This window comes from Actinosynnema sp. NPDC049800 (genome assembly GCF_040656635.1).
Lineage (GTDB): Bacteria > Actinomycetota > Actinomycetes > Mycobacteriales > Pseudonocardiaceae > Actinosynnema.
Window position 1 is genome coordinate 48,595 of record NZ_JBFAMT010000013.1, and the last position, 22,091, is coordinate 70,685.

At 72.8% G+C, this 22,091-nt stretch carries 21 protein-coding genes; 10 read left to right on the top strand and 11 right to left on the bottom strand.

Annotated features, from left to right (window positions below; all coding sequences use genetic code 11):
- Nucleotides 1-21 precede the first annotated feature (21 nt).
- Entirely contained in the window at nucleotides 22-675 is a 654-nt protein-coding gene (locus AB0I91_RS17975; RefSeq protein ID WP_499612011.1) for a copper homeostasis protein CutC, read from the bottom strand.
- 129 nt (nucleotides 676-804) lie between these two features.
- Between AB0I91_RS17975 and AB0I91_RS17980 the strand changes: the two genes are divergently transcribed.
- The 4 genes from AB0I91_RS17980 to AB0I91_RS17995 all read left to right on the top strand — a co-directional run bounded on the left by AB0I91_RS17980 (nucleotide 805) and on the right by AB0I91_RS17995 (nucleotide 5,278).
- Nucleotides 805-1,002, top strand: coding sequence for a hypothetical protein (locus AB0I91_RS17980; RefSeq protein ID WP_498777706.1), 198 nt, complete (start codon nucleotides 805-807; stop codon nucleotides 1,000-1,002).
- A gap of 189 nt (nucleotides 1,003-1,191) precedes the next feature.
- Nucleotides 1,192-1,797, top strand: a complete 606-nt coding sequence (locus AB0I91_RS17985; protein ID WP_230569746.1) for an RNA polymerase sigma factor — start codon at nucleotides 1,192-1,194, stop codon at nucleotides 1,795-1,797.
- Nucleotides 1,798-1,856: 59 nt separating this feature from the next.
- A complete protein-coding gene (locus AB0I91_RS17990; RefSeq protein ID WP_268997141.1) occupies nucleotides 1,857-2,279 on the top strand; it encodes a carboxypeptidase regulatory-like domain-containing protein in 423 nt (140 codons plus the stop codon).
- Nucleotides 2,280-2,542: 263 nt separating this feature from the next.
- On the top strand, nucleotides 2,543-5,278 hold the full coding sequence (locus AB0I91_RS17995) for a CHAT domain-containing protein (RefSeq protein ID WP_499637576.1): 2,736 nt from the start codon (nucleotides 2,543-2,545) through the stop codon (nucleotides 5,276-5,278).
- A 46-nt stretch (nucleotides 5,279-5,324) separates the two neighbouring features.
- On the opposite strand, the gene AB0I91_RS18000 is transcribed toward AB0I91_RS17995, so the two are convergent.
- From AB0I91_RS18000 to AB0I91_RS18020, 5 genes are all read right to left on the bottom strand, one after another.
- Nucleotides 5,325-6,104, bottom strand: a complete 780-nt coding sequence (locus tag AB0I91_RS18000; RefSeq protein ID WP_498777710.1) for a phosphodiesterase — start codon at nucleotides 6,102-6,104, stop codon at nucleotides 5,325-5,327.
- A gap of 468 nt (nucleotides 6,105-6,572) precedes the next feature.
- Nucleotides 6,573-8,195, bottom strand: a complete 1,623-nt coding sequence (gene groL / locus AB0I91_RS18005) for a chaperonin GroEL (protein WP_498777712.1) — start codon at nucleotides 8,193-8,195, stop codon at nucleotides 6,573-6,575.
- Between the two features lie 216 nt (nucleotides 8,196-8,411).
- Complete coding sequence (locus AB0I91_RS18010) at nucleotides 8,412-9,662, bottom strand: serine/threonine protein kinase (protein ID WP_498777714.1); 1,251 nt, start codon at nucleotides 9,660-9,662, stop codon at nucleotides 8,412-8,414.
- Between the two features lie 123 nt (nucleotides 9,663-9,785).
- Nucleotides 9,786-9,992 carry a cold-shock protein gene (locus tag AB0I91_RS18015; protein ID WP_033432301.1) on the bottom strand — a complete coding sequence of 69 codons (207 nt, stop codon included), beginning with the start codon at nucleotides 9,990-9,992 and terminating at the stop codon, nucleotides 9,786-9,788.
- A gap of 80 nt (nucleotides 9,993-10,072) precedes the next feature.
- Nucleotides 10,073-10,717 (bottom strand): AIM24 family protein, encoded by a 645-nt coding sequence (locus tag AB0I91_RS18020; protein ID WP_230569741.1) that lies wholly within the window; start codon nucleotides 10,715-10,717, stop codon nucleotides 10,073-10,075.
- Nucleotides 10,718-10,771: 54 nt separating this feature from the next.
- Between AB0I91_RS18020 and moeA the strand changes: the two genes are divergently transcribed.
- From moeA to pssA, 3 genes are all read left to right on the top strand, one after another.
- The gene (gene moeA, locus AB0I91_RS18025; protein ID WP_499637579.1) at nucleotides 10,772-11,986 is read left to right on the top strand and encodes a molybdopterin molybdotransferase MoeA; all 1,215 of its coding nucleotides are present in this window, start codon (nucleotides 10,772-10,774) and stop codon (nucleotides 11,984-11,986) included.
- Between the two features lie 175 nt (nucleotides 11,987-12,161).
- Nucleotides 12,162-12,875, top strand: coding sequence for a phosphatidylserine decarboxylase (locus AB0I91_RS18030; RefSeq protein WP_498777719.1), 714 nt, complete (start codon nucleotides 12,162-12,164; stop codon nucleotides 12,873-12,875).
- A 4-nt stretch (nucleotides 12,876-12,879) separates the two neighbouring features.
- Nucleotides 12,880-13,851, top strand: a complete 972-nt coding sequence (gene pssA / locus AB0I91_RS18035; protein ID WP_498777721.1) for a CDP-diacylglycerol--serine O-phosphatidyltransferase — start codon at nucleotides 12,880-12,882, stop codon at nucleotides 13,849-13,851.
- Nucleotides 13,852-14,413: 562 nt separating this feature from the next.
- Here pssA and AB0I91_RS18040 read toward each other — a convergent pair.
- Nucleotides 14,414-14,995 carry a peptide deformylase gene (locus AB0I91_RS18040; protein ID WP_499611999.1) on the bottom strand — a complete coding sequence of 194 codons (582 nt, stop codon included), beginning with the start codon at nucleotides 14,993-14,995 and terminating at the stop codon, nucleotides 14,414-14,416.
- A gap of 111 nt (nucleotides 14,996-15,106) precedes the next feature.
- On the opposite strand from AB0I91_RS18040, the gene AB0I91_RS18045 reads away from it, so the two are divergent.
- Both AB0I91_RS18045 and AB0I91_RS18050 read left to right on the top strand, forming a co-directional pair.
- On the top strand, nucleotides 15,107-15,403 hold the full coding sequence (locus AB0I91_RS18045) for a DUF3263 domain-containing protein (protein WP_053715184.1): 297 nt from the start codon (nucleotides 15,107-15,109) through the stop codon (nucleotides 15,401-15,403).
- Complete coding sequence (locus AB0I91_RS18050; protein WP_498777725.1) at nucleotides 15,400-16,032, top strand: LytR C-terminal domain-containing protein; 633 nt, start codon at nucleotides 15,400-15,402, stop codon at nucleotides 16,030-16,032. The genes AB0I91_RS18045 and AB0I91_RS18050 overlap by 4 nt, the downstream gene beginning before the upstream one ends.
- Nucleotides 16,033-16,112: 80 nt before the next feature.
- Here AB0I91_RS18050 and folE read toward each other — a convergent pair whose 3' ends face one another.
- Both folE and AB0I91_RS18060 read right to left on the bottom strand, forming a co-directional pair.
- Nucleotides 16,113-16,724 carry a GTP cyclohydrolase I FolE gene (folE, locus tag AB0I91_RS18055; RefSeq protein ID WP_498777727.1) on the bottom strand — a complete coding sequence of 204 codons (612 nt, stop codon included), beginning with the start codon at nucleotides 16,722-16,724 and terminating at the stop codon, nucleotides 16,113-16,115.
- Nucleotides 16,721-17,158 carry a hypothetical protein gene (locus AB0I91_RS18060; RefSeq protein WP_498777729.1) on the bottom strand — a complete coding sequence of 146 codons (438 nt, stop codon included), beginning with the start codon at nucleotides 17,156-17,158 and terminating at the stop codon, nucleotides 16,721-16,723. The genes folE and AB0I91_RS18060 overlap by 4 nt, the downstream gene beginning before the upstream one ends.
- 79 nt (nucleotides 17,159-17,237) lie before the next feature.
- On the opposite strand from AB0I91_RS18060, the gene AB0I91_RS18065 reads away from it, so the two are divergent.
- Nucleotides 17,238-17,933: a helix-turn-helix transcriptional regulator gene (locus AB0I91_RS18065; RefSeq protein WP_499637583.1), complete on the top strand. Its 696-nt coding sequence runs from the start codon at nucleotides 17,238-17,240 to the stop codon at nucleotides 17,931-17,933.
- A 138-nt stretch (nucleotides 17,934-18,071) separates the two neighbouring features.
- On the opposite strand, the gene AB0I91_RS18070 is transcribed toward AB0I91_RS18065, so the two are convergent.
- The gene (locus AB0I91_RS18070) at nucleotides 18,072-20,303 is read right to left on the bottom strand and encodes an AAA family ATPase (RefSeq protein ID WP_499637586.1); all 2,232 of its coding nucleotides are present in this window, start codon (nucleotides 20,301-20,303) and stop codon (nucleotides 18,072-18,074) included.
- 877 nt (nucleotides 20,304-21,180) lie between these two features.
- Nucleotides 21,181-21,942, bottom strand: coding sequence for a hypothetical protein (locus AB0I91_RS18075; RefSeq protein ID WP_498777735.1), 762 nt, complete (start codon nucleotides 21,940-21,942; stop codon nucleotides 21,181-21,183).
- Nucleotides 21,943-22,091: the final 149 nt, after the last annotated feature.

The window sequence follows — 22,091 nt, forward strand, 5'->3', positions numbered from 1 at the left end:
ATGTCCGCATCGGCAAGCGGTCTAGACCAAGTTCGCCCAGGTCCGGACGGCGTCGGCCGACACCGGGGCGTCCCACCCGCCTGGCCGCACCGCGCCGCCGACGTGGAACCCCGTGACGCCGACGGCCTTCAGCGGCGCGACGTGCTCGGCCTTGAGCCCGCCGCCGACCAGCAGCCGCACCGGGCCCTGCCGCGCCGCCAACCGCTCCAGCACGGCCAGGCCGTCGCCGACCCCGCGCGCGCTGCCGGCCGCGAGCACCGTGTCGCAGCCCAGTCCACCGACGACGGTCCACGCCGCCTCGGGGTCCGCCGAGTTGTCCAGCGCGCGGTGGAACGTCCACGCGCAACCGTCCAGCTCGGCGACCAGCGCCGCGCACGCCGCCTCGTCCACCCGCCCGCCGGCGTCGAGGAAGCCGAGCACGAACTCCGACGCGCCCGCCTCGCGCAGCGCCGCCGCGTCGCGCCGCAGCCCGTCCAGGTCGCCGGGCGCGAAACCGGGCGCGTCGCGCAGCATGACCCGGACCGGCAGGTCGGTCGCGGAGAGCACGTCCCGCAGCACGGCGACCGGCGGCGTCAGCCCGTCCGCGGCCATGTCCACGGTGAGTTCCAGCCGGTGCGCGCCGCCGGCCTGCGCGGCCTCGGCGTCGACGGCGTCCAGTGCGATGACCTCAAGCATGGTCTGGACCATAGCTCTCACCGGGCCGCGGACGACATCAGTGAACTGTTAAAGCGAAGTCGTGTATCTCGCGTAGAACTACTCACTCCTTACCTAATGACCGGTCCTCACCCCGACTGAGGAGGCCGCATGACCGCCAATCCGCCTGGCGTCGACGAACTGGATCCCGTGGAGCTGGAGAAGCAGTTCGCGGGTGACGAGGAGCTGGTCGACGAGTTCGACCCCGAGCAGGACCTGGACGAAGTGCCACCGGTGACGCCCACCGGCCACCACCAGACGCACAGCGCGCCGGTGGACGCCGAGAGCGCTCCGGTAGCGGGCAGCTGAAACCTCTGGGGGAGGAAAAAAAGGGGTGGCAGTCGGTCGGCTTCGAGGGGTGCCGATCGGAGGTCGCCCGCAATGGGGGGAGGCGGTCCGCGGTGCGAGGGGGGCATCGCGGACCGCCGCCGCGCCGGTGGCGGCGCGGGTGTGTGACGATCAGCTTCGGCTGGGGGACGCCGAGAAGGAGGTGACGACGTGGGAGAACTGCGCACGGCCGGTGAGCGCCCACCGTGGGAGGGGCTCGACGGGACGGACCGGCACGCGGCCTGTGTCGTCGCCGCCCGCGACGGGGACCGCAGGGCCCTGGACGTGCTGGTCGCCGACCTGACGCCACTGGTGTGGCACGTCGCCCGAGGGCACGGGCTGGACCGCAGCACCGCGGAGGACGTGGTGCAGACGGTCTGGCTCGCGCTGCTGCGGCACCTCGACCGGCTGGTCGAACCGCGCGCGCTGGCCGGGTGGCTCGTCGTCGCGACGCGCCGCGAGGCCCAACGGACCTGGACACCGGCTCGCCGCGAAGCGGCGCTGAGCGACGAGCTGGCGGACCAACTGGAAAGCGAGTACGGCCTGCCCGAGGACGCCGCCCTGGTCGACGACCGGGACCACCGGCTGTGGCGGGCCTTCGGTCGTTTGTCGCAGAAGTGCCAGGAACTTCTGCGGCTCACCGTGCTGGCCGGCCGGGCGGAGTACCGCGCGGTCGCCGAAGCACTGTCCATGCCGCGCGGCAGCATCGGCCCCACCCGGGGTCGGTGCCTGACCATGTTGCGCACACATCTCGACGCGGAAGGAGGATCGCGGTGAACGACATCGACCCGCGCGATGACCGCAGAGGCCAAGAGGACACCGCTGTCCTCACTGAACTGAACCGCCTGGTGTACGAGTTGGACGCGCCCCCGCCGGGGCTCGTCGAACGGATCCAGTTCGCGGTGGCACTGGAGAACCTGGACGTCGAGGTGGCCCGCTGGGAACGCGCGGGCTCGTTCGCGGGCGTGCGCGGCGGCAGCCCCGGCACCATCACGTTCACCGTGGACAACCTGACGTTGATGGTGAACTTCACCTCCATCGGCGCGCGGCACCGCATCGACGGCTGGCTCGTGCCCGCGGGTGAGCACACCGTCGAGGTCCGGGTGGCCGAGCACGAGTCGAGCACCACCAAAGCCGACGACGGTGGCCGGTTCGTGCTGTCCGACGTGCCCGCCGGCACCACGCAGATCGTGGTGCACCTGGTGAACTCGCGCGGCGAGCCGGGGCGGACGGTCGTGACACCGACGATCATGTTGTAGGAACGGTTCCGCCAGACGGCCGCGAGGACGGCGTCACGGGTGGGTCGGCCGGTGGTGTTCTCACGGAGAGTAACCCGTTCGGCGCACGGAGAGCATCCACAAGACGGCTTCTCGGACACGTTCTCTGTGCTGGCATTAAGGACGTGTCCGTGTCTCGTGCTGCAACGCCGGTCTCCTCACACACTTCGAACGGTGTCGAAGTGGCGGTCGACCTGCACAAACAGGCGTTCCGAGCGGCATCGGGAGGAAGGCCTGCGGATGCGGTGACGCTCCTGCGCCGCGCGCTGCGTGCACTGCCCGTGATGTCGCCGAGCGTCGAAGCGACCACGGTCCGCATCCGGATCCTGATCACGCTGTCGTACGGCGAGGCGGAGACGGACTCGGTCGAGGACGGCCTGGCGCGCCTGCGGACGGCGGCCGAGCTGATCGCCACGCTGCCCGAGGGGCCGGACGCGGTCGGCCTGCGGGCGATCGTGAAGGACCAGGAGGCCCTGATCCTCCACCGGGCCGGCCGGACCGCCGAGGCGATCGCGCTGTACGACGAGTCGGTGCGCGACCTGGAGGCCGGGTGGGCGTCCGGCGCGGTCGGCGCGGCGACGTTGTCGACGGCGCTGGTGAACCGCGGGCTGACCAACATCGCGTTCGGCCTGCCGGAGGCGGCGGAGCGCGACATGCGCCGGGCGATCGAGCTGGCCGAGGCCGAGGACCTGCCGCTGATGAAGGCGAAGGCGCTGGGCAACCTCGGCGACATCGCCCACCTGACGGGTGACGTGCCCCGTGCGCTGGCGTACCACGAGCAGGCCGAACGGGTGTTCCGGCTGCTGGCGCCGGACCTGGTCGCCCGGACCCAGATCGACCGGGCGCGCGTGATGCTGGCGGCGGGGTTGGCGGACGAGGCGGCCGGGCACCTGGACGAGGCGCTGGTCGTGCTGCGCCGGCGGCGGGTCGGCCAGGACCTGGCGGAGGCCGAACTGGCCCGCGCCGCGGCGGCCCTGCTGCAAGACGACCCGACCACCGCGCGTCAACTGGCGGACCAGGCCCAACGCCGGTTCCGCCGACGTGGCAGCAAGTCGTGGGCCGAACTGGCCGCGCTGATGCGCATGCGGGCCGAGTTCGCCTCCGCCACCCGCCCGCCCGACGCCGCCACCCCTCCCTCGACCTCCTCTACCGCCATCCCCACCCCGTCCGCCGCCCACACCTCCCCCACCGAACCGGCCCCCACCGAACCGGCCCCCACCGAACCGGCCCCCACCGAACCGGCCGACCACGGCCGCGCCGCCCCCACGCCCGCCGCCGCCCTCACCTCCTCCGCCGGCCGCACCTCCCCCGCCGACCCCTTCGTGCCCGCGCAGGAGCGAACGGAGACCCTGCCCACCCGCGCCTCGACGAGGGTGTCGGCGCGGGTGTCGGCGCGGGTCACCCCGGCCCGCGCGACGCGGCTGGCCGAGCGGCTGACCGCGGTCGGGCTGACCGACGAGGCCTCCGTCGCCAGGCTCCTCGCCGTGCGGATGGCGATCCGGCGCGGCGACACCAAGGCCGCGCGCGCGTTGCTGGACCAGGTGCCGGCGCCGGGCCCCATCACCCCGATCGACCACCGGATGCTGCTGCGGCTGTGCCGGGCCGAGCTGGCCGTGGCCGTCGGCGAGCCGGGGCCGGCGTTGCGCGAAGCGGAGGAGGGCCTGGCCGAGCTCGGCCGCGTCCGTGATCGGATGGGTGGTCTGGACCTGCTCTGCGGCACCGCCGTGCACGGCCGTGAGCTGGGCGAACTCGCCGTCGGGCTGGTGCTGGAGCACGACGGCGACGCGGAGGCGACGTTCGACTGGCTGGAGCGCACGCGGGCGCAGGTGTACCGGTACGAGCCGTTGCCGGCGATCGACGACCCGGTGTTGGCCCGGCGGGTGGCGCAGTCGCGGTCGTTGTCGCGGGCGGTGCAGCAGGCGCGGTTGGACGGTCGGCCGGTGGCGGAGTTGGAGGCCCGGCTGGACGAGTTGCAGCGCGAGGTGGCGCGGCTCGGGTGGCACACGAGCGTGTGGGGCCGGCCGCGGCCGGTGCGCGGGGTGACCGAGGTGCGTGCCGCCCTGGGTGATCGCGCGATGGTGAGCTTCGTGACGCACCGTGACGTCCTGTCGGCGGTCGTGCTGGTGGCCGGCGAGGCGAGGCTGGTGCGGCTGGGGCGGACGGCGCAGGTGTTCGAGTCGGCGCGGCAGTTGCACGCCGATGTCGACGTGCTCGGGCCGGACCACCTGTCGCCGCTGCTCGCCGCGGCGGTGGCGGCGTCGGCGGCGCGGCGGGCGGAGCGGTTGGACGAGGCGCTGTTCGGGCCGCTCGGCGGGTTGATCGGCGAGCGCGAGCTGGTCGTCGTGCCGACCGGTGACCTGTACGCGGTGCCGTGGAACACCCTGCCGTCGCTGCACGGTCGCCCGATCGTGGTCGCCCCTTCGGCGACGGCGTGGCTGAACGCGATGGCGGCGCGGACGTCGGCGAAGCGGGTCGTGCTGGTCGCCGGCCCGAACCTGCCCGAGGTGGTCGGGGAGGTGAGCGACCTGCGCGGCACGTACCCCGATGCGGTGATGGCGGAAGCGGTGAGTGACGTCCTGGCCGCGTTGGACGGCGCCCGCCTGGCGCACATCGCGGCGCACGGCGAGCACGTCGCCGACAACGCCCTGTTCTCACGCCTGGAGCTGGCCGACGGCCCGCTGTTCGCCCACGAGACCGCCCGCCTCCGAACCACACCCGAACAAGTGATCCTCGCGGCGTGCTCGCTCGCGCTGAGTCACATCCGGCCGGGCGACGAGGCGCTGGGATTCGCGGGCGCGCTGCTGGCGAGCGGCTCGCGCACCGTCGTCGCCGCGGTCAACCAGGTCGGCGACCGGGCCGCCGCGATGACCATGGGCACGTTCCACAAGTTGCTGGCGGACGGCAAACCGGTGTCCCACGCCCTCGCCGAAGCCATTGCGGCGGACCCTCTACGTCGCCCGTTCGTGTGTTTCGGGGCCTGAACTTTCTGCCACCACCACCCCACCCGACCAGGCGAATTCCCCCACGTCAGAACGCCCCGATCACCGCTCCCGCATCACTGACCGCAACCGTGTGCGTGGCGAACCCGGACTCGGTCGCCACGTGCAACAGGAACCCGGTGGGCTCCGCGAGGTACCCGATCTGCCGGTCCGCGCGGAGGGTCAGCGACGTCTGGCGGTAGGTGCTGGGCGCGACCGTCACCACCGTGCCCGCGAACGGCACGCTGATCGCCCGGTGCACGTGCCCGGCCAGGACGCGGGCGACGTTGCCGTGCCGGGCGAGCACCTCACCCAGCGCCGGCCCGTCGTGCAGCCGCATGCCGTCGAGGAACGGGATGCCGACCGCCACCGGCGGGTGGTGCAGGCAGACGAACGCGGGCACATCGGGCCGCTGGGCGAGCACGTCGTCCAGCCACGACAACTGCTCGTCACCGACCCGCCCGGCCGGACTGCCCTCCACCCAGGAGTCGAGCGCGACCACCGTGACCTCCGCATGCGCGACCGCGTAGTGCGCCGACGACCCGCCGCCGAGGAACGACGATCCCCCGAACACCTCCAGCAGCGCCGCCGGATTGTCGTGATTGCCGGTGACCAGGTGCAGCGGCAACGGAAACGCCCCGATCACCTCCCGCAACCGCAAGTACTCCTCGACCCGCCCGTGCTCGGCGAGGTCACCGGTGATCACCACGCAGTCGGGCCGGGGATCCAACGCGAGCACCGTTCCCAACGCGCGGTGCAACGACGCGGCCGGCTCGGCGGCCAACGCATCCGTCCGCAGGTGCGGATCGCTCAGGTGCGCGATGAGCACGTGGTCAACTCCAGTCCTCGAGTTCCGGCAAGGGTGTCGCGCAGGTGATGCCGGGCAGGTGATGTCGGGCAACGGTCGGCGGGCGTCGGGGCGGACTGGCGGGGGCCGGGGGCGGACTGGCGGCGTCGAGGGTCGACTGGCGGGGTCCGGGGGCGGACTGGCGGGGTCGAAGGTGGACTGGCGGCGTCGGGGGTGGACTGGCGGCGTCGGGGGTGGACTGGCGGGGTCGGGGGGTCAGGCGGTGGGTAGGCGGGTGGGTGGTTCGGGGTTCCGTCTCGTTCTAACCGAGGGGCGGTAACGGTGTTTCCGTACACTTTTTGGTTGATCTCACCCGATCGTGTACGCCGCCGCCCTCCCACGCCTCCATCCCACCTCACCCCGGCACGGCGAAGGGCCCGGTTCGCCAGAGGCGAACCGGGCCCTTCGTGAACTTCAGCCGATCGAACCTAGGTCAGGTGACCTGGTCGATCAGAAGTCCATGCCGCCGCCCTCGGGCATGGCGGGCGCGGCGCCGGCCTTCTCCGGCTTGTCCGCCACCACGGCCTCCGTGGTGAGGAACAGCGCGGCGATCGACGCGGCGTTCTGCAGCGCCGAGCGCGTGACCTTCGTCGGGTCCGGCACGCCGGCCGCCAGCAGGTCCTCGTACACACCGGTCGCGGCGTTGAGGCCGTGGCCGACGGGCAGGCCCTTGACCTTCTCCACGACGACACCGCCCTCGAGGCCGGCGTTCACGGCGATCTGCTTCAACGGCGCCTCGACGGCGACCTTGACGATGTTCGCGCCGGTCGCCTCGTCACCCTCGAGGTTCAGGCCCGCGAACGCGATCTCGGCGGCCTGCAGCAGCGCGACGCCACCACCGGCGACGATGCCCTCCTCGACGGCGGCCTTCGCGTTGCGGACGGCGTCCTCGATGCGGTGCTTGCGCTCCTTGAGCTCCACCTCGGTGGCGGCGCCGGCCTTGATCACCGCGACACCGCCGGCGAGCTTCGCCAGGCGCTCCTGCAGCTTCTCGCGGTCGTAGTCGGAGTCCGACTTCTCGATCTCCGCGCGGATCTGGTTGACGCGGCCCTGGATCTGCTCCGGGTCACCGGCGCCCTCGACGACCGTGGTCTCGTCCTTGGTCACGACGACCTTGCGCGCCTTGCCCAGCAGCGACAGGTCGGCGTTCTCCAGCTTGAGGCCGACGTCCTCGGTGATGACCTGGCCACCGGTGAGGATCGCGATGTCCTGCAGGATCGCCTTGCGGCGGTCGCCGAAGCCGGGCGCCTTGACGGCGACGGACTTGAACGTGCCGCGGATCTTGTTGACGACCAGCGTGGCCAGGGCCTCGCCCTCGACGTCCTCGGAGATGATCAGCAGCGGCTTGCCGCCCTGCATGACCTTCTCCAGCAGCGGGAGCAGGTCCTTCACCGACGAGATCTTCGAGCCGTAGAGCAGGATGTACGGGTCCTCGAGGACCGCTTCCTGGCGCTCGGGGTCGGTCACGAAGTAACCGGAGATGTAACCCTTGTCGAAGCGCATGCCCTCGGTGAGCTCGAGCTCGAGCCCGAGAGCGTTGCTCTCCTCGACGGTGATGACACCTTCCTTGCCGACCTTGTCCATCGCCTCGGCGATGAGCTCGCCGATGGTCGAGTCGCCCGCGGAGATGGACGCCGTGGCGGCGATCTGCTCCTTGGTCTCGACCTCCTTGGCGGTCTTCAGCAGCTGCTCGGTCACGGCCTCGACGGCCTTCTCGATGCCGCGCTTGAGGCCGAGCGGGTTGGCGCCCGCGGCCACGTTGCGCAAACCCTCGCGGACCAGAGCCTGGGCGAGCACGGTGGCGGTCGTGGTGCCGTCACCCGCGACGTCGTCGGTCTTCTTCGCCACTTCCTTGACGAGCTCGGCCCCGATCTTCTCCCACGGGTCCTCGAGCTCGATCTCCTTGGCGATGGAGACGCCGTCGTTGGTGATGGTCGGCGCGCCCCACTTCTTCTCGAGCACGACGTTGCGGCCCTTGGGGCCGAGCGTCACCTTGACGGCGTCGGCGAGAATGTTCATGCCACGCTCGAGACCGCGGCGGGCATCCTCGTCGAACGCGATCATCTTGGCCATTGCGGTGTGTTCCTCCGCCTGATTACGAATGGGGCCACTGCGGACGCGCGCCCGCAGCGGAACACGGTGCTTCGGCCAGGCTCGGTGCCCGCGACGGACGACCAGCCCCCAACAGGGGACGGGCCTCACCGTCCCAGCCTGCGTGTTGGCACTCAGGTGTTCCGAGTGCCAACACCGTGTTTAGCACTCGACGGAGGAGAGTGCAAGAAGAGCTGGTCAGCGGGACGTGCGGACGGGCACGCTCGTGGGCAGCGCCCTCTTGCTCGTCGTGCCCCCGACCTCGATGGATCGGCTGGTGCCGCTGTCGCCGCCGTTGCCGCTGGGTCGCGGAGGTTCATCCTTCGGCGTGAGGATCACCACGAGGATGACGATGAGCACGATCGCGACCGCCCCGGCGATCACGGGCGCGAACCACGCGGGCCGCGACTTGGCGGACGTGGTGAACGCGCTCGCGCCGACCTGCGCGGGCGGGCGCAGCCGCACGGGCTCGTGCAGGAACCCGGGCGGCTGTTGCTGCTGGTAGGGCTGCTGCCGGTACGGGCCGCCGGGCTGCTGGGCCACGGGCACGCCGCCGGTCTGCGGCCCCATGGGCACCGCGCCGGAGTCCGTGCGACGGGGCGGCGGGGCGCCCTGGGGCGCGCCCTGCAGCGCGACGCGCGCCGCGGCGATCAGCTCCACGCACGAGCCGTAGCGCTGGTTCGGGTCCTTGGAGGTGCCCTTGCGCAGCACGTCGTCGATGGCGGGCGGCAGCGACACCATCGAGGTCAACGGCGGGATCTCCGCGCCGAGGTGCCCCTGGATGACGTCCTGCACGCCGCCCTGGAACGGCGGCCGCCCGGACAGGCACGCGAACACCATGCACGCGAGCGCGTACTGGTCGGTGCGGCCGTCGAGCGGTTCGCCGCGCAGGTGCTCGGGCGCGGCGTAGGTGGGTGAGCCGAGGAAGTCGCCGGTGCGGGTGCGGTGCCCGGTGGCGCCGCGCCGGGTGAGGCCGAAGTCGGCGAGGTAGACGTGCTCGCCCGCGGCTTCCTTGGTCGTGACCAGCACGTTGGCCGGTTTCACGTCGAGGTGGACCAGGCCCTTGCCGTGCAGCATGTCGAGCGCTTCGGCGACCTGGCCGAGCAGCGTCAGGGTGCGCGCGGGCGAGAGCGGGCCGTCCTTGATGTGGCTGGCGAGGTCCTGCCCGTCGACCAGCCGCATGGCGATGTAGAGCAGCCCGTCGACCTCGTCGAAGTCGTAGAGCGGCACGATGTTGGCGTGGTCGATCGCCGAGGTGTTGCGCGCCTCGTCGACGAACCGCTCCCGGAACTCGGCGTCCGCGGTGAGGTGCTCGCCGATGACCTTCAGGGCGACCTTGCGACCGAGCCTGACGTCCGTGGCCTTGTAGGTCACGCTCATGCCACCGCGGCCGAGCACCCCGTCGATCCGGTAATGGCCCAGCCGTCGCCCGCTCAGGTCCTCCGACACGCGACGGAGCCTAACGCCCGCGTACAGGGGCTCACACGGGGTTCCCGGCAAACGGAGCAAACGGACCGCGCTGGGCGCCGGGGGAAGGACGCCCGACCCGCCGGGTGACGGGTCGGGCGGAGGTCACGATGCCTTCCGCACGTCCGATGCCTGGCTGCGGCCGTCGCGCCCTGCCTGGATCTCGAACTCCACGCGGTCGCCCTCGGCCAGCGTCCGGAAGCCTTCCATCTGGATCGCCGAGTAGTGCACGAACACATCGGGCCCGCCGTCGGCGGCGATGAATCCGTACCCCTTCTCCGAGTTGAACCACTTGACCGTGCCGACAGCCAAGACGTCCTCCTTCGAGAAATACCTTGAGCAAACCGCCACGCTAGAGGCACGAGGGGGTTCGCCGATACCTCCTTATGGAGTCATGAGCGTGCGCTGAATCCGTTGTCGCGCAACCAACTGACGAGTCCGCGCGGGCTGCGGGTCCGGGTGAGCACCAGACCGGGTCCGGCGAAGTCGAGGACGAGTCCTTCGCCATTCCGCACGGATTGGGGCGCGTCGGGGGAAACGGCGCGCAGCCGGCACTGCACGGTGTCGGCGAACGCGACCACGTGGCCGCCGGCGAGGGTGACCAGTTCGCCCGGTTCGAGGGTGACCACGTCGAGCGTGCCGTAGCAGCTGAGCACGACGGGCCCGGTGCCGAACGCGTAGGTGAGGAAGCCGTGGTCGCCGCCGTGCAGCGCGCGCACGGGCGGCGCGGACGGGTCGAGGCGGGCGGTGGCGGCGCAGGCGAGCCAGCTGTCGCGGGAGACGCACCAGCCGGTCGTGGCGTCGAGTTCGAGCACGTGCAGGTCGCCGGGCAGGGGCGGCGCGACGTCCACCCAGCCGCCTTCGGGGCCGGCGGTGCACAGCGCGGCGCTGACGCCGGGCGACTTGGTGCGGCCGTCGACGGTGATGCCGTAGCTGGTCGCGAGCACCGAGGAGCGCTCGACCACCACCGGTTCACCGGGTGCCAGGACGAGTCGGGCCACCCCGAACGTGGGGGTGTGGCGGGTCCGGACCTGCAACTTTCCCCCTGTCGTGATCAGCCGGTTGGAGCAGTCTGCCACGGGCGCGGCAGGATGGGGCGCGTGTCGAACACGCTGACCCGAGTCGCTGATCACAAGGCCCGCGTCGCCGGGCTGGTCGGGGCGATGCCGGTGGTGACCTCGCCCGTGGCCGACTGCCTGGGCCTGGTGCTCGCGGAGGACCTGGTCGCGACGGTGCCGTTGCCGCCGTTCGACAACTCGGCGATGGACGGTTACGCGGTGCGCGCGGCGGACGTGGCGTCGGTCCCGGTGGAGTTGCCGGTGGTGGAGGACATCCCGGCGGGGCGGCCGGCGTCGGCGCCGCTGGCGGCGGGCACGGCGCACCGGATCATGACGGGCGCGCCGGTGCCGGCGGGCGCGGACGCAGTCGTGCAGGTGGAGTGGACCGACGGCGGCACGTCGGTGGTGCGGGTCGACCGGCCGGTGGCGGTGGGTCAGAACGTGCGGCGGATGGCGGACGACGTGGCCGTGGGCACGACGGTGCTGCGCGCGGGCGTGGTGCTCGGGCCGGCGCAGCTGGGGTTGGCGGCGGCGCTGGGCTTCGGTTCGCTGCCGGTGCGGCGCAGGCCGCGGGTGCTGGTGCTGTCGACCGGGTCGGAGCTGGTGGGGCCCGGTGCGGCGTTGGAGCCGGGGCAGATCTACGAGTCGAACGGCGTGATGCTGGCCGCGGCGGTGCGCGAGGCGGGCGGCGAGGCGGAGCTGCTGCGGTTCGTGCCGGACGACGTCGAGCAGTTCCACGCGGCGATCGCGCCCCGGTTGGCGTCGGTGGACCTGCTGCTCACGTCCGGTGGCGTGAGCGCGGGGGCGTACGAGGTGGTGAAGGACGCGTTCACCGGGCGCGGGGTGGAGTTCACGAAGGTCGCGATGCAGCCGGGCGGGCCGCAGGGGGCGGGGCGCTACCAGGGGGTGGCGGTGGCGACGCTGCCCGGGAACCCGGTGAGCGCGCAGGTGTCGTTCGAGGTGTTCATCCGGCCGGCGCTGCGTGCCGCGATGGGGTTCTCGCGGGTGGAGCGGCCGATGGCGGTGGCCCGGTTGAGCGCGGCGCTCACGTCGCCGGCGGGGCGCACGCAGTTCCGGCGGGGCGCGTACGACCCGGAGTCGGGGCGCGTGGTGACGCCCGTTGGCGGGCCGGGTTCGCACCTGCTGTCGGCGTTGGCGGTCAGCGATTGCCTGATCGAGGTGCCGGAGGACGTCACGGAGCTCGCGGCGGGAGCCGAGGTGGCGGTGCGCCTCCTATACGGAGAGTGACATCGATCTGACGCTGAGCCATTGATCGCCGCTGTGACGCGGCTTACACTGGGAGTGATCGCGGTTCCGGCCGGTCCGTGCGTTCGTCGGGGGACGCACGGGCGGGCCGGACGCGGGCCGGCGGAGCCGCGTAGCGTGTGGCGGGCCGGAAGCACCGCCCTGACACGGAAGAGCCATGACCGTCGATCGCGACAAGCACAGTGGTGCCGTCTCCCACTTCCTCGAGCTCGCCCGGGGCATCGTCCCCCCGATGCACCCCGCGGGCCGTCCCTTCGTGGCGGGAGCTGCCGTCGCGACACTGCTGCTGCGCCGCTACTCCAGGCGCGCCGGTGTCGTCGGCGGCCTGCTGACCGCGTGGGTCGCGTGGTTCTTCCGCGAGCCCAAGCGGACCACGCCCACCCGTCCCGGCGTCGCGGTCGCACCGGCCGACGGCACCGTGTCGCACGTGGTCGAGGCCGTGCCGCCCGCCGAGCTCGGGCTCGGTTCCGCGCCGATGACCCGGATCAGCGTGTTCCTGTCGGTGTTCGACGTGCACGTGCAGCGCGTGCCCGTGCCCGGTCTGGTGCGGCAGGTGTCGTACCGGCCAGGGAAGTTCCTGTCCGCCGACCTGGACAAGGCCAGCGAGGACAACGAGCGCAACACGGTGTGGCTGACCACGCCGTCCGGGCACGACGTGGTGGTCGTGCAGATCGCGGGCCTGGTGGCGCGGCGGATCGTGTGCGAGGTCGTCGAGGGCGACAAGGTCGCCGTCGGGCAGACCTACGGCCTGATCCGGTTCGGCTCGCGGGTCGACCTGTACGTGCCGACGGGCAGCCGGGTGCTGGTGGAGGCCGGGCAGCGCACGATCGGCGGCGAGACCGTGCTGGCCGAGCTACCCGCGGAGGGCTGAGCGGATGGCTCCCAGCGGGCCGGGGATCAGGCTGCTGCCGAACGCCATCACGGTCCTCGCGATGTGCGCGGGGCTGTCGGCCGTGCACTTCGCGATCGGCGGGTTCTACGGGGCGGCGATCGGCTCGATCGCGGCGGCGGCCGTGTTCGACGGGTTGGACGGGCGGATCGCCCGGTTGCTCGACGCGACCAGCAAGATGGGCGCCGAGCTCGACTCGCTGGCGGACGCGATCTCGTTCGGCGTCGCACCCGCGCTGGTGATCTACGTGTGGAAGTTCGACCCCGGTCGCGAGGGCTGGGTCGTCGCGTTGATCTTCGCGGTGTGCATGGTGCTGCGACTGGCGCGGTTCAACACGCTGCTGGAGGTCGAGCAGCCGCCGTTCGCCAAGGAGTTCTTCGTCGGCGTGCCCGCGCCGGCCGGCGGGCTGTTGCTGCTGCTGCCGTTGATCCTGGACGAGCAGCTCGGCCGCTCCGGCTGGTGGTCGAGCCCCGCGGTCGTCGCGGTGTGGACCGTGGGAATCGCGTTGCTGCTGGTGAGCCGGATCCCGACGCTGTCGGTGAAGACCATCAAGGTCCCGCCGCGCTTCGTCGCGCCGTTGTTGGTGCTGGTCGGGCTGCTGGCGGCGGCGGTGATCACGTTCCCGTTGGTGGCGCTGATCGCGGCGATGCTGGTGTACCTCGCCCACCTGCCGTACTCGGTCCGGCGGTACCGGTGGTTGGCGAAGCACCCGGAGGCCTGGTCGGTGCCCGCGGCGGATCGACGGGCGATCAAGCGGGCTCACGGCGTGGCGGCGCGGCGGTTGGGGTTGCGGCAGCCGTTGGGCGGCCGGGTGGCGGGCGCGGCGATGCGCGCCGTGCGGCGGCCACGGCGGGTGGTCGACCCGACGCACGTGGCCGCGGAGGCGAACGGCCAGGCGAGGCCGGGCAAACGCCGGGGCTGGCGACAGATCGGCTTGCGCCGACATGATCGACCTTAACCGGCACCCCACCCCTGACCTGCTGTTTCACCCCGTCACCGCGTTCACGATCGAGTGATCTCCACTCGGACCGTGAACCAAAACGCCGTTTTCAACACCCTGAAACGTCGGTTGGAACAACGAGGCCAGCAACCAACCCCCGCCCCGCACCCACCAGCCGCACGCCCCCACAACCACCCACCGGGTCCACCACACCACCAACCCACCACGGACCCGCAGCGCCCGCACCGAGTCCACCACACCCAGCCCGCCCACAACGGACCCGGAACCGCCCCACCGAGGCCCGATTTGACATGGGTTCGGGTGCCATAGGCTGGTCGAAGCCGGGCAGGCCTGGCGGACGCTTTTCCCGCCAGGCCTGCCCGGCTTTGGCCTGCCTGGGGTGCCCGTAAGGGCCCCATGTCAAATCGAGCCGAACGAGACCACCCCGCGCCACCCGCCCAGCGTGACCTCGCACGCGCCGACCGCCGCACGCGCCGACCGCCGCGCGCGCTCCGCCCCGCGCTCCGCCCCGCGCTCCGCCCGCCCGCGCCAACCAGCCCCCGCGCCAACCAGCCCCGCGCTACTCCTCGTCGTCCGCGAACGGATCCTCCGAAGTCGCCGGATCCCACGACAACCCGGGCACACCCCACCCATTCGCCTTGAGCATCTTCTTCGCCGCGCGCTTGTGCCGCCCCACCAACCGGTCCAGGTAGATGACCCCGTCCAGGTGATCGGTCTCGTGCTGCAAGCACCGCGCGAAGAACCCGGTGCCCTCGACCTCGACGGGCTTGCCGTCACCGTCGAACCCGGTCACCTTCGCCCACGACGCCCGCCCCGTCGGGTACGTCTCCCCCGGCGCCGAGAGGCAACCCTCGAAATCGTCGTCCGGGTCCGGCATCCCCAGCGGCACGTCCGACGTCACCAACGTCGGGTTCACCACCACACCCCGGTGCCGCACACCCTCGTCATCCGGGCAGTCGTAGACGAACAACCGCAGGTCGACCCCGATCTGGTTGGCCGCCAGACCGACACCGTGCGCCGCCGCCATCGTCTCGTACATGTCGTCGATCAACGTGCGCAGCGACTCGTCGAACACCTCGACCGGGCGGGTCGGGTTGTGGAGCACGGGATCTCCGGCGATCCGGATCGGGTGAACTGCCATGGCGTGCAGCCTAACGGCGCGTCGGATCGGACGCGCCGACCGATGAGCCACTCCCCGCGAAGATCACGTGATGTAATGGCACCCACGCACGGGACACGGCTGAGGAGCCAGATGGACGCCGCAGAGGCACTGGCGCCGGCGGAGGGGCCGGACGACGGTTTGAACGACCGGGAGCGCGAGATCCTGGCCTTCGAACGCCAGTGGTGGAAGTACGCGGGTGCGAAGGAACAGGCCGTCAAGGAGCTGTTCGACATGTCCGCGACGCGCTACTACCAGCTGCTCAACGCGTTGATCGAGAAGGAAGAGGCGTTGGCCGCCGATCCGATGTTGATCAAGAGACTGCGCAGGTCCCGCTCCGGCAGGCAACGCGCCCGCGCGGCGAAGCGGCTGGGCGTCGAGCGCCGATGACGAATCCGGAACAGCCGACCGGGCCCGCGCACCCGGCACGCGCCGCGGGCTACGCGCTGCTCGGCGTGGCCGTGATCGCCCTGGTGGTCGGCCTCGTCAGCCTGTTCACCGGCGACCCGGACGACACCCCGCCCGCGGCCCAGTCGACCCCGCCGTCTGCGACCTCGGGCACGTCGGACGGCTCCGGGACCTCGGCCGCGCCCACCGAGCCGACCACCCCGCCGTCGTCGGAGACGTCGCCGCCGGCCGGCACCACCGCGCCCACGACGTCCGCCAACGCCGGCGCGACGACCACGGAGACCCCGCCGCCGCCCGTGACCACGACGCCCAAGGTCCCGGTGCGCATCTACAACAACAGCACCACCCAGGGCCTGGCCGCCCGCGCGTCGGACGACGTCGTGAGCGCCGGCTGGGAGGTCGCCGAGAAGGGCAACTACTCCCAGGGCACGATCTGGACCACCACGGTCTACTTCCGCCCCGGCACCGACGAGGAAGCCTCGGCGCGCGAACTGGCCCGGCTCCTCAACGCCCGGGTCGAGCCCCGGTTCGACGGCATCCAGAACGCGCAGCCGGGCATCATCGTGATCGTCACCAACGACTACAAGGGTCCGGCCAAGAAGGTCTCCTAGTGCGGCGGCGGCGCGCAGGGCAGTCGGCGCGATCGGGCGGCCTCGTCCTCACGTGGAGGACGGGCCGCTCAGGTGGGATCTCACCCCCGCACGCCGGTCAGGGCGAAGAACTCCTGCCTGGTGCGCGGGTCGTCGCGCAGCGCGCCCAGCATGGCGGAGGTGACCGTGCGCGAGCCGGTGGCGCGGACACCTCGCAGGGACATGCACAGGTGCTCGGCCTCCACCACGACGCCGACGCCGCGGGGTACCAGGTGCTCCTGCAGCCAGTCCGCGACCTGCTTGGTCAGCCGTTCCTGCACCTGCAGGTCGCGGGCGAACAACTCGACCACGCGGGCGAGCTTGGACAGGCCGAGGATGCGCGCGCCGGGCAGATAGCCGACGTGGGCGACGCCCTGGAACGGCAGCAGGTGGTGCTCGCACAACGACTGCACCGGGATGCCGCGGGCGAGGACCAGTTCGTCGTAGCCCTCTTCGTTGGGGAACGTGGTCAGGTCGAAGTCACGTGGCGTCAGCATCTCGGCGTAGGCGTCGGCGACCCGCCTGGGCGTGTCGGCCAGGTGCTCCGACGCCGGGTCCTTGCCCAGCGCGGCGAGCAGGTCGGCCACGGCCCGCCGCGTCGCGTCCAGGTCGATGCCGTCGCGCCCGCCGACGGGGTGGAGCCGTCGGCGCGCGCCCGCGGCGGGGGCGCTCACCCCGCCCGCCCACGACGTGCCGGCGCGTACCGCGAACCCAACCGGGCCAGGGCGAGGGCGGCGACGAACAGGCCGAAGTCGCGCAGCGCCACGTCGTAGTGCGCCGGGATGGTCAGCAGGTTCACGATGATCCCGGCCAGCCAGGCTGCGACCAGCAGGCCGCCGAAGCGCGGCGCGACCGCGACCACGACGCCCGCCACGACCTCCACCACGCCGACCGCGTACATGGCCTGCTGCGCGGTGCCCGGCACAATCCCGTCGACCCAGGGGGCCAAGTACCGCGGCCAGTCCACGAGCAGGTTGGCGAACTTGTCGAGCCCGAACAGGACCGGTGCCAGCGTGAACGCGGCGCGCAGGAGCAGGAACGCCTGGTGGGCTGGGTCGGACGGCAACGCACGACCGGCGGGCCGGGCGCCGGATACCTCGGTGGCCATGACGCGCTCCTTCTATAGACAACTTTCGCTAACCTTAGTGCCTGGCCCGAGATTTAGTCAACCAAAGTGGGTTTTAGAAATGGACAATGTCAGCCAGCCCGAGGGGCACATCTCGGCCGTCGCGGCGCTCGACGAGCCGACCCGTCGCCGGCTGTACGACTTCGTGGTGCGCCGACCCGCGCCAGTGAGCCGCGACGAGGCCGCCGAAGCCGTGGGCGTGCCCCGCACCACGGTCGCGTTCCACCTCGACCGACTGGTCGCCGAAGGGCTGCTGGAGGTCGTCCACGAACGCCGCACCGGGCGCACCGGTCCCGGCGCCGGGCGGCCGTCGAAGCTGTACCGGCGGTCCGCCGAGCAGATCGCCGTGTCGCTGCCCGACCGGCGCTACGAGCTGGCCGGCCTCCTGTTGGCCGGCGCCCTCGCCGAGGTGGAGACCTCGGACGAACCGCCGCGTGTCGTGCTGCGGCGCCGTGCCCGCGCGGTGGGCCGCGACCTGGGCGAGGCCGCCCGTGGCGACCAGGACGGCCGGGCCGGCGTGCTGCGCGCGCTGGAGGGCTTCGGCTTCGAGCCGCGCGCCGACGAGCCCGACGCCTCGATCCTGCTCGGCAACTGCCCATTCCACAGCCTGGCCCGGCAGCAGACCGAGCTCGTCTGCGGCATGAACCTCAGCCTGCTCGACGGCCTGCTCGACGGCCTCGCCGCGACCGACCTGACCGCCCGCCTCGCGCCCTCGGCGGACCGCTGCTGCGTGCGACTGGACCCGGCCGACGGCTGAGCCGGGCCGGGCGGCGCCCCCGAGGCGGCCGTCGTGGTGGGTACTCGCGCGGAGGCCGACGCCGACGGAGGTCGTCCACCTCACCTGCCCGCTCCGCAGCCGTCCAGGTGGCACGAGCGCCCAGCACTCGCTCAGCCCTCAGCGCTCGCGCGACTTGGCGTAGGCGGCGAGGGTCGCGAGCTGGGCCGGGTCCAGCGACGGCCGGACCGCCTCGCGCGCCGACGCCAGGTGCGCGCCCGTGACCTCCGCCGCCGACAACGACTCGCGCATCGCGGTCAACGCGGCCTCCCGGATCAACGCCGCGCAGTCCGCCGCCGAGTACCCGTCCAACTCCTCGGCCAACGCGTCCAAGTCCACGTCCGACCCCAACGGCGTGTTCCGCGACGACGCCCGCAGGATCTCGGCCCGCGCCTCGGCGTCCGGCGGCGGCACGTACACGAGGCGCTCCAACCGGCCCGGTCGCAGCAGCGCGGGGTCGACCAGCTCGGGCCGGTTCGTCGCGCCGAGCACGATGACGTCGCGCAGCGGCTCGACCCCGTCCAGCTCGGTGAGCAGCGCGGCGACCACCCGGTCCGACACACCGGAGTCGGACGACTGGCCGCGCCTCGGCGCCAGCGCGTCGACCTCGTCCAGGAACACCATCGCGGGCGCCGCCTCGGCCGCACGCCGGAACAGCTCGCGGACCGCGCGTTCGGACTCGCCGACGAACTTGTCCATCAGCTCCGCGCCCTTGACCGACAGCACGTTCAGCCGACCGGTGCCCGCCAACGCGCGGACCAGGAACGTCTTGCCGCACCCCGGCGGCCCGTAGAGCAGGAGGCCGCGCGGCGGCGCGACGCCGAGTCGGGCGAAGGAGTCCGGGTACTGCAACGGCCACAGCGCGGCTTCGGTGAGGGCCTGCTTGACCTCGGTCATGTCGCCGACGTCGGCCAGCGTCAGCCCGCCGGTCCGCAAAGTGTCCGAAGTGGACATCGAGATCGGCCGGACGATCTCCAGCGCTCCCACCAGATCCGCCTGCGCGACGCGCGGCTCGTCCACGTCGCGTTGCCGCAGCGCGGCCCGGAGCGCCGCCTCCCTGCGCATCGCCACCAGGTCCGCGGCGACGAAGCCCGGTGTCCGGTCCGCGATCACGCCGAGGTCCACATCGGACTCGACGGGCACGTCGCGCAGCAGGACCCGCAGCAGCTCGGTCCGCACCTTGCCGTCGGGCAGCGGCAGCACGAGTTCCCGGTCGACCAGCTCGGGCACCCGCAGCCGCGGGTCGATCGCCTCCGGGTGCGCGCTGGTGACCACGAGCGCGACGCCGTCGGGCCGTGCGCGCAACGCGTCCAGCACGACGGTCGCCACCGGCGGCGCCGAGGCCGCGGGCAACAACGCCTCGACGTCGGTCAGCACGAGCACGGAAGGCGCCTGCGACTGGGCTCGGGCGAGGGCGTCGACGATCCGCTGCGCCGCCGCGTTCGCCTCCAGCACGGCGATGCTGGGCGCGGCGACCTCGACCACCGTGGCTTCGGCGCCTTGGGCGACGGCCCGCACGAACGTCGCCTTGCCGACGCCCTCGGGTCCGCTGACCAGTGCCGCCAGCCGGGGTGCGGCGCCGAGCCGGGCCAGCAACTCCGGGTGGCTGAACGTCAGGTCGAACCACTCCGCCAACCGCTTCGCGGCCTCCTGCTGCCCGACCAGGTCCGCCACCGGCACCGCGGGCGTCACGACCTCGACCTCCGCCGCGCTCACGCCGGTGGTCGCCGTCGCGGTCACGCTGACGGTCGTCGTGCCGCCGGTTCCCGACACGACCGCGGGCGCGTCACCCGTGCGTGCGCCGTCACGCCAGCCGACCACCGTCGACGGCTGCACGGCGACCGGCCCGGGCGGGTCGGCGGAGGTGATGGTGAGCAGTTCGTTGGTCCACGTCATGCCGATGGCGTTGGACAGCTTGCGGCGCGTGGCGCTCACGTCCGAGCCGGGTGGTGGGGCCAGGTCCTGCGGCAGGAGGGAGACGGCGTCGCCGACGGTCAGCACCTTGCCGGTCAGCGCCATGCGCAGCGTTTCGGGGGTGAGCGAGGTGCTGGCCAACCGCGATCCGGCCACGGTGACGGAGCGTGCGGCGGCGACGTCCACCGGGGCCACCACGACCTCCGAGCCCTCCACCACGCCGAGGTTGGACAGGGTCACGTCGTCCACCAGCACCACGCCGGGCGGGCCGTCGCCGGCGGTCGCGGCGGCCAGGGCGGCGCTCACCCGGGCACCGGTCAGGCGCACCGCGTCCCACGCGCGCAGGCCCAACGCGTCCAGCACCTCCGGGTGCAAGCGGACCACGCCGCGGCGGGTGTCCAGGGCCGAGGGGGACAGGCGGGCGGTCAGCGTGATCACGGGGTGAGCGTAGTTGGGGTGGGCGGCCGGGGGCGCGTGGTCGGGCCGGATCGGGGCGGGCCGGATCGGGCTGACGGGCCGGATCGGGGTGACGGGCCGGATCGGGGTGACGGGCCGGATCCGGCGGCAAGGGCCAGGCGACCGGCAAGCGACCGCTCGATTCGCGGGCCACTGATCGGGGCGCGCGGGGCGGTGGGCGCGGGATGCGACGGTCGATGTGGGCCGGGCTGGTGGCTGACGGGCAGCCGACGGGGGCATGTGCGGGCGATGCGCGGCAGGCGCGGCGGCAGTGCGGGGGGCGCGCGGCAGGTTCGGCGGCGCATGGCAGGCCGGGCAGACGACGGCGCGGCGACACGTGACCGGCGCAGGCATGCGCGGCAGCGCGGCGGGTGCAGCGATGTGGGCCAGGCGACAGGCCGGGCACGCGGGCAGACGGAGGGTGCGGGCCGGGCGGAGGTGTGGGTCAGGTGGTGGCAGGTGTGTGGGGTGGTGGTCGGGGCGGCAGGTGTGGGGTTGGGGTGGGTGGCTGGGTCAGGTGGGGGGTGCGACTGGCTGGTGTGGGGCGAGGGTTGGTTGCGGGCCTCGTTGTTCAACCGACGTTTCACGGTGGCGATAACGGCGTTCTCGTTCATGCCCTTTTTCAGGATCACTCGGATGGGTGACCCGGCGGACGTGGGCGAAGGAGGTGGAGAGGGGGTTTGCCGCAGGTCACGGTGGGGCGATGTGGAGTTCGTTGGCGGCGTTGGTGGTGGCGTCCTTCCTGATCGCGTTGTCGCCCGGGCCGGGCACGGCGCTGGTGTTGCGGCACTCGGTCCGCGGCCGGCGGAGTGCGGTGGCCGTGGTCGCGGGCGCCTGGTACCTGGTGCTGGTCGGCGCCCTAGACCGGGTCCGCGGCCGGCTCGCCCGGGCCGGGGTTCGGCGCGCCCTGGACCGCGTCTGCGGTGGCGTGCTGGTCGCGCTGGGCCTTCGCCTGGTGGTCGACGCGCGGTGAGCGCTCGGGGCGTCGCCAGGGCAGTTCGGGGTACGACGCCAGCTCGACGTGCGTGGTGCAGCCGGCCAGGTCGGCGTACGCGCCGGCGAGCACCGCGGCCCTGATCCGCCGCACCTGCCCCACCGTCGGCAACTCCCCCACCAGCAGGAACGGCACCAGCAGCCGCCACGCGCCCACGGTCGCCGCACGGGCGCGGTGCGGTGCGCGCAACGTCGCCCTGGCCACGCGCAACGCGTGCTCGCCCGCGTCCATGGCCCGCGGGTACCCGGCGTGGTCCCACGACCAGCGCAGGCCGTCGGCCATGGCGCAGCGGACGCAGTCGGCGGGCCCGGTGGCCAGCTCCTCGCCGCACTGGGTGCACGTGAGCAGGGTCATCGCCCAGTCGGTGCACGTCCACGGGTGCCTGCCCACCTCGTCGGCCAGCACGAGCTCGGCCAGCTCGCGCTCGCCCGCGCCGCCTTCGGCGAGCTGCTCGGCGGCCAGCAGCTCCTGCCAGTCCAGCAGCCAGTACTGGTCGACGAGCTCCGCGCAGAACCGGCACGCCGGGTAGCCGCGGCCCGCGAGGTCGCCGCACGACGGGCACGGCGAGACGGCGGCGGGGCGGGCCACGCGCCGGGCGCCGGGCGGGAACGGCTGGTGATCAGCCACGCGGTGAAAGGTACGCGCAAACGGTGGCGCTTGGCATCCGCACCTTGGCATCCGCACCGGGCCGTGGCTATGGTCAGGCCGACAGCTCGACACACAACAACTCAAAACACGCGGGAGCTCGCGCCACAGCGGGCTGAGAGGGCGGCTGG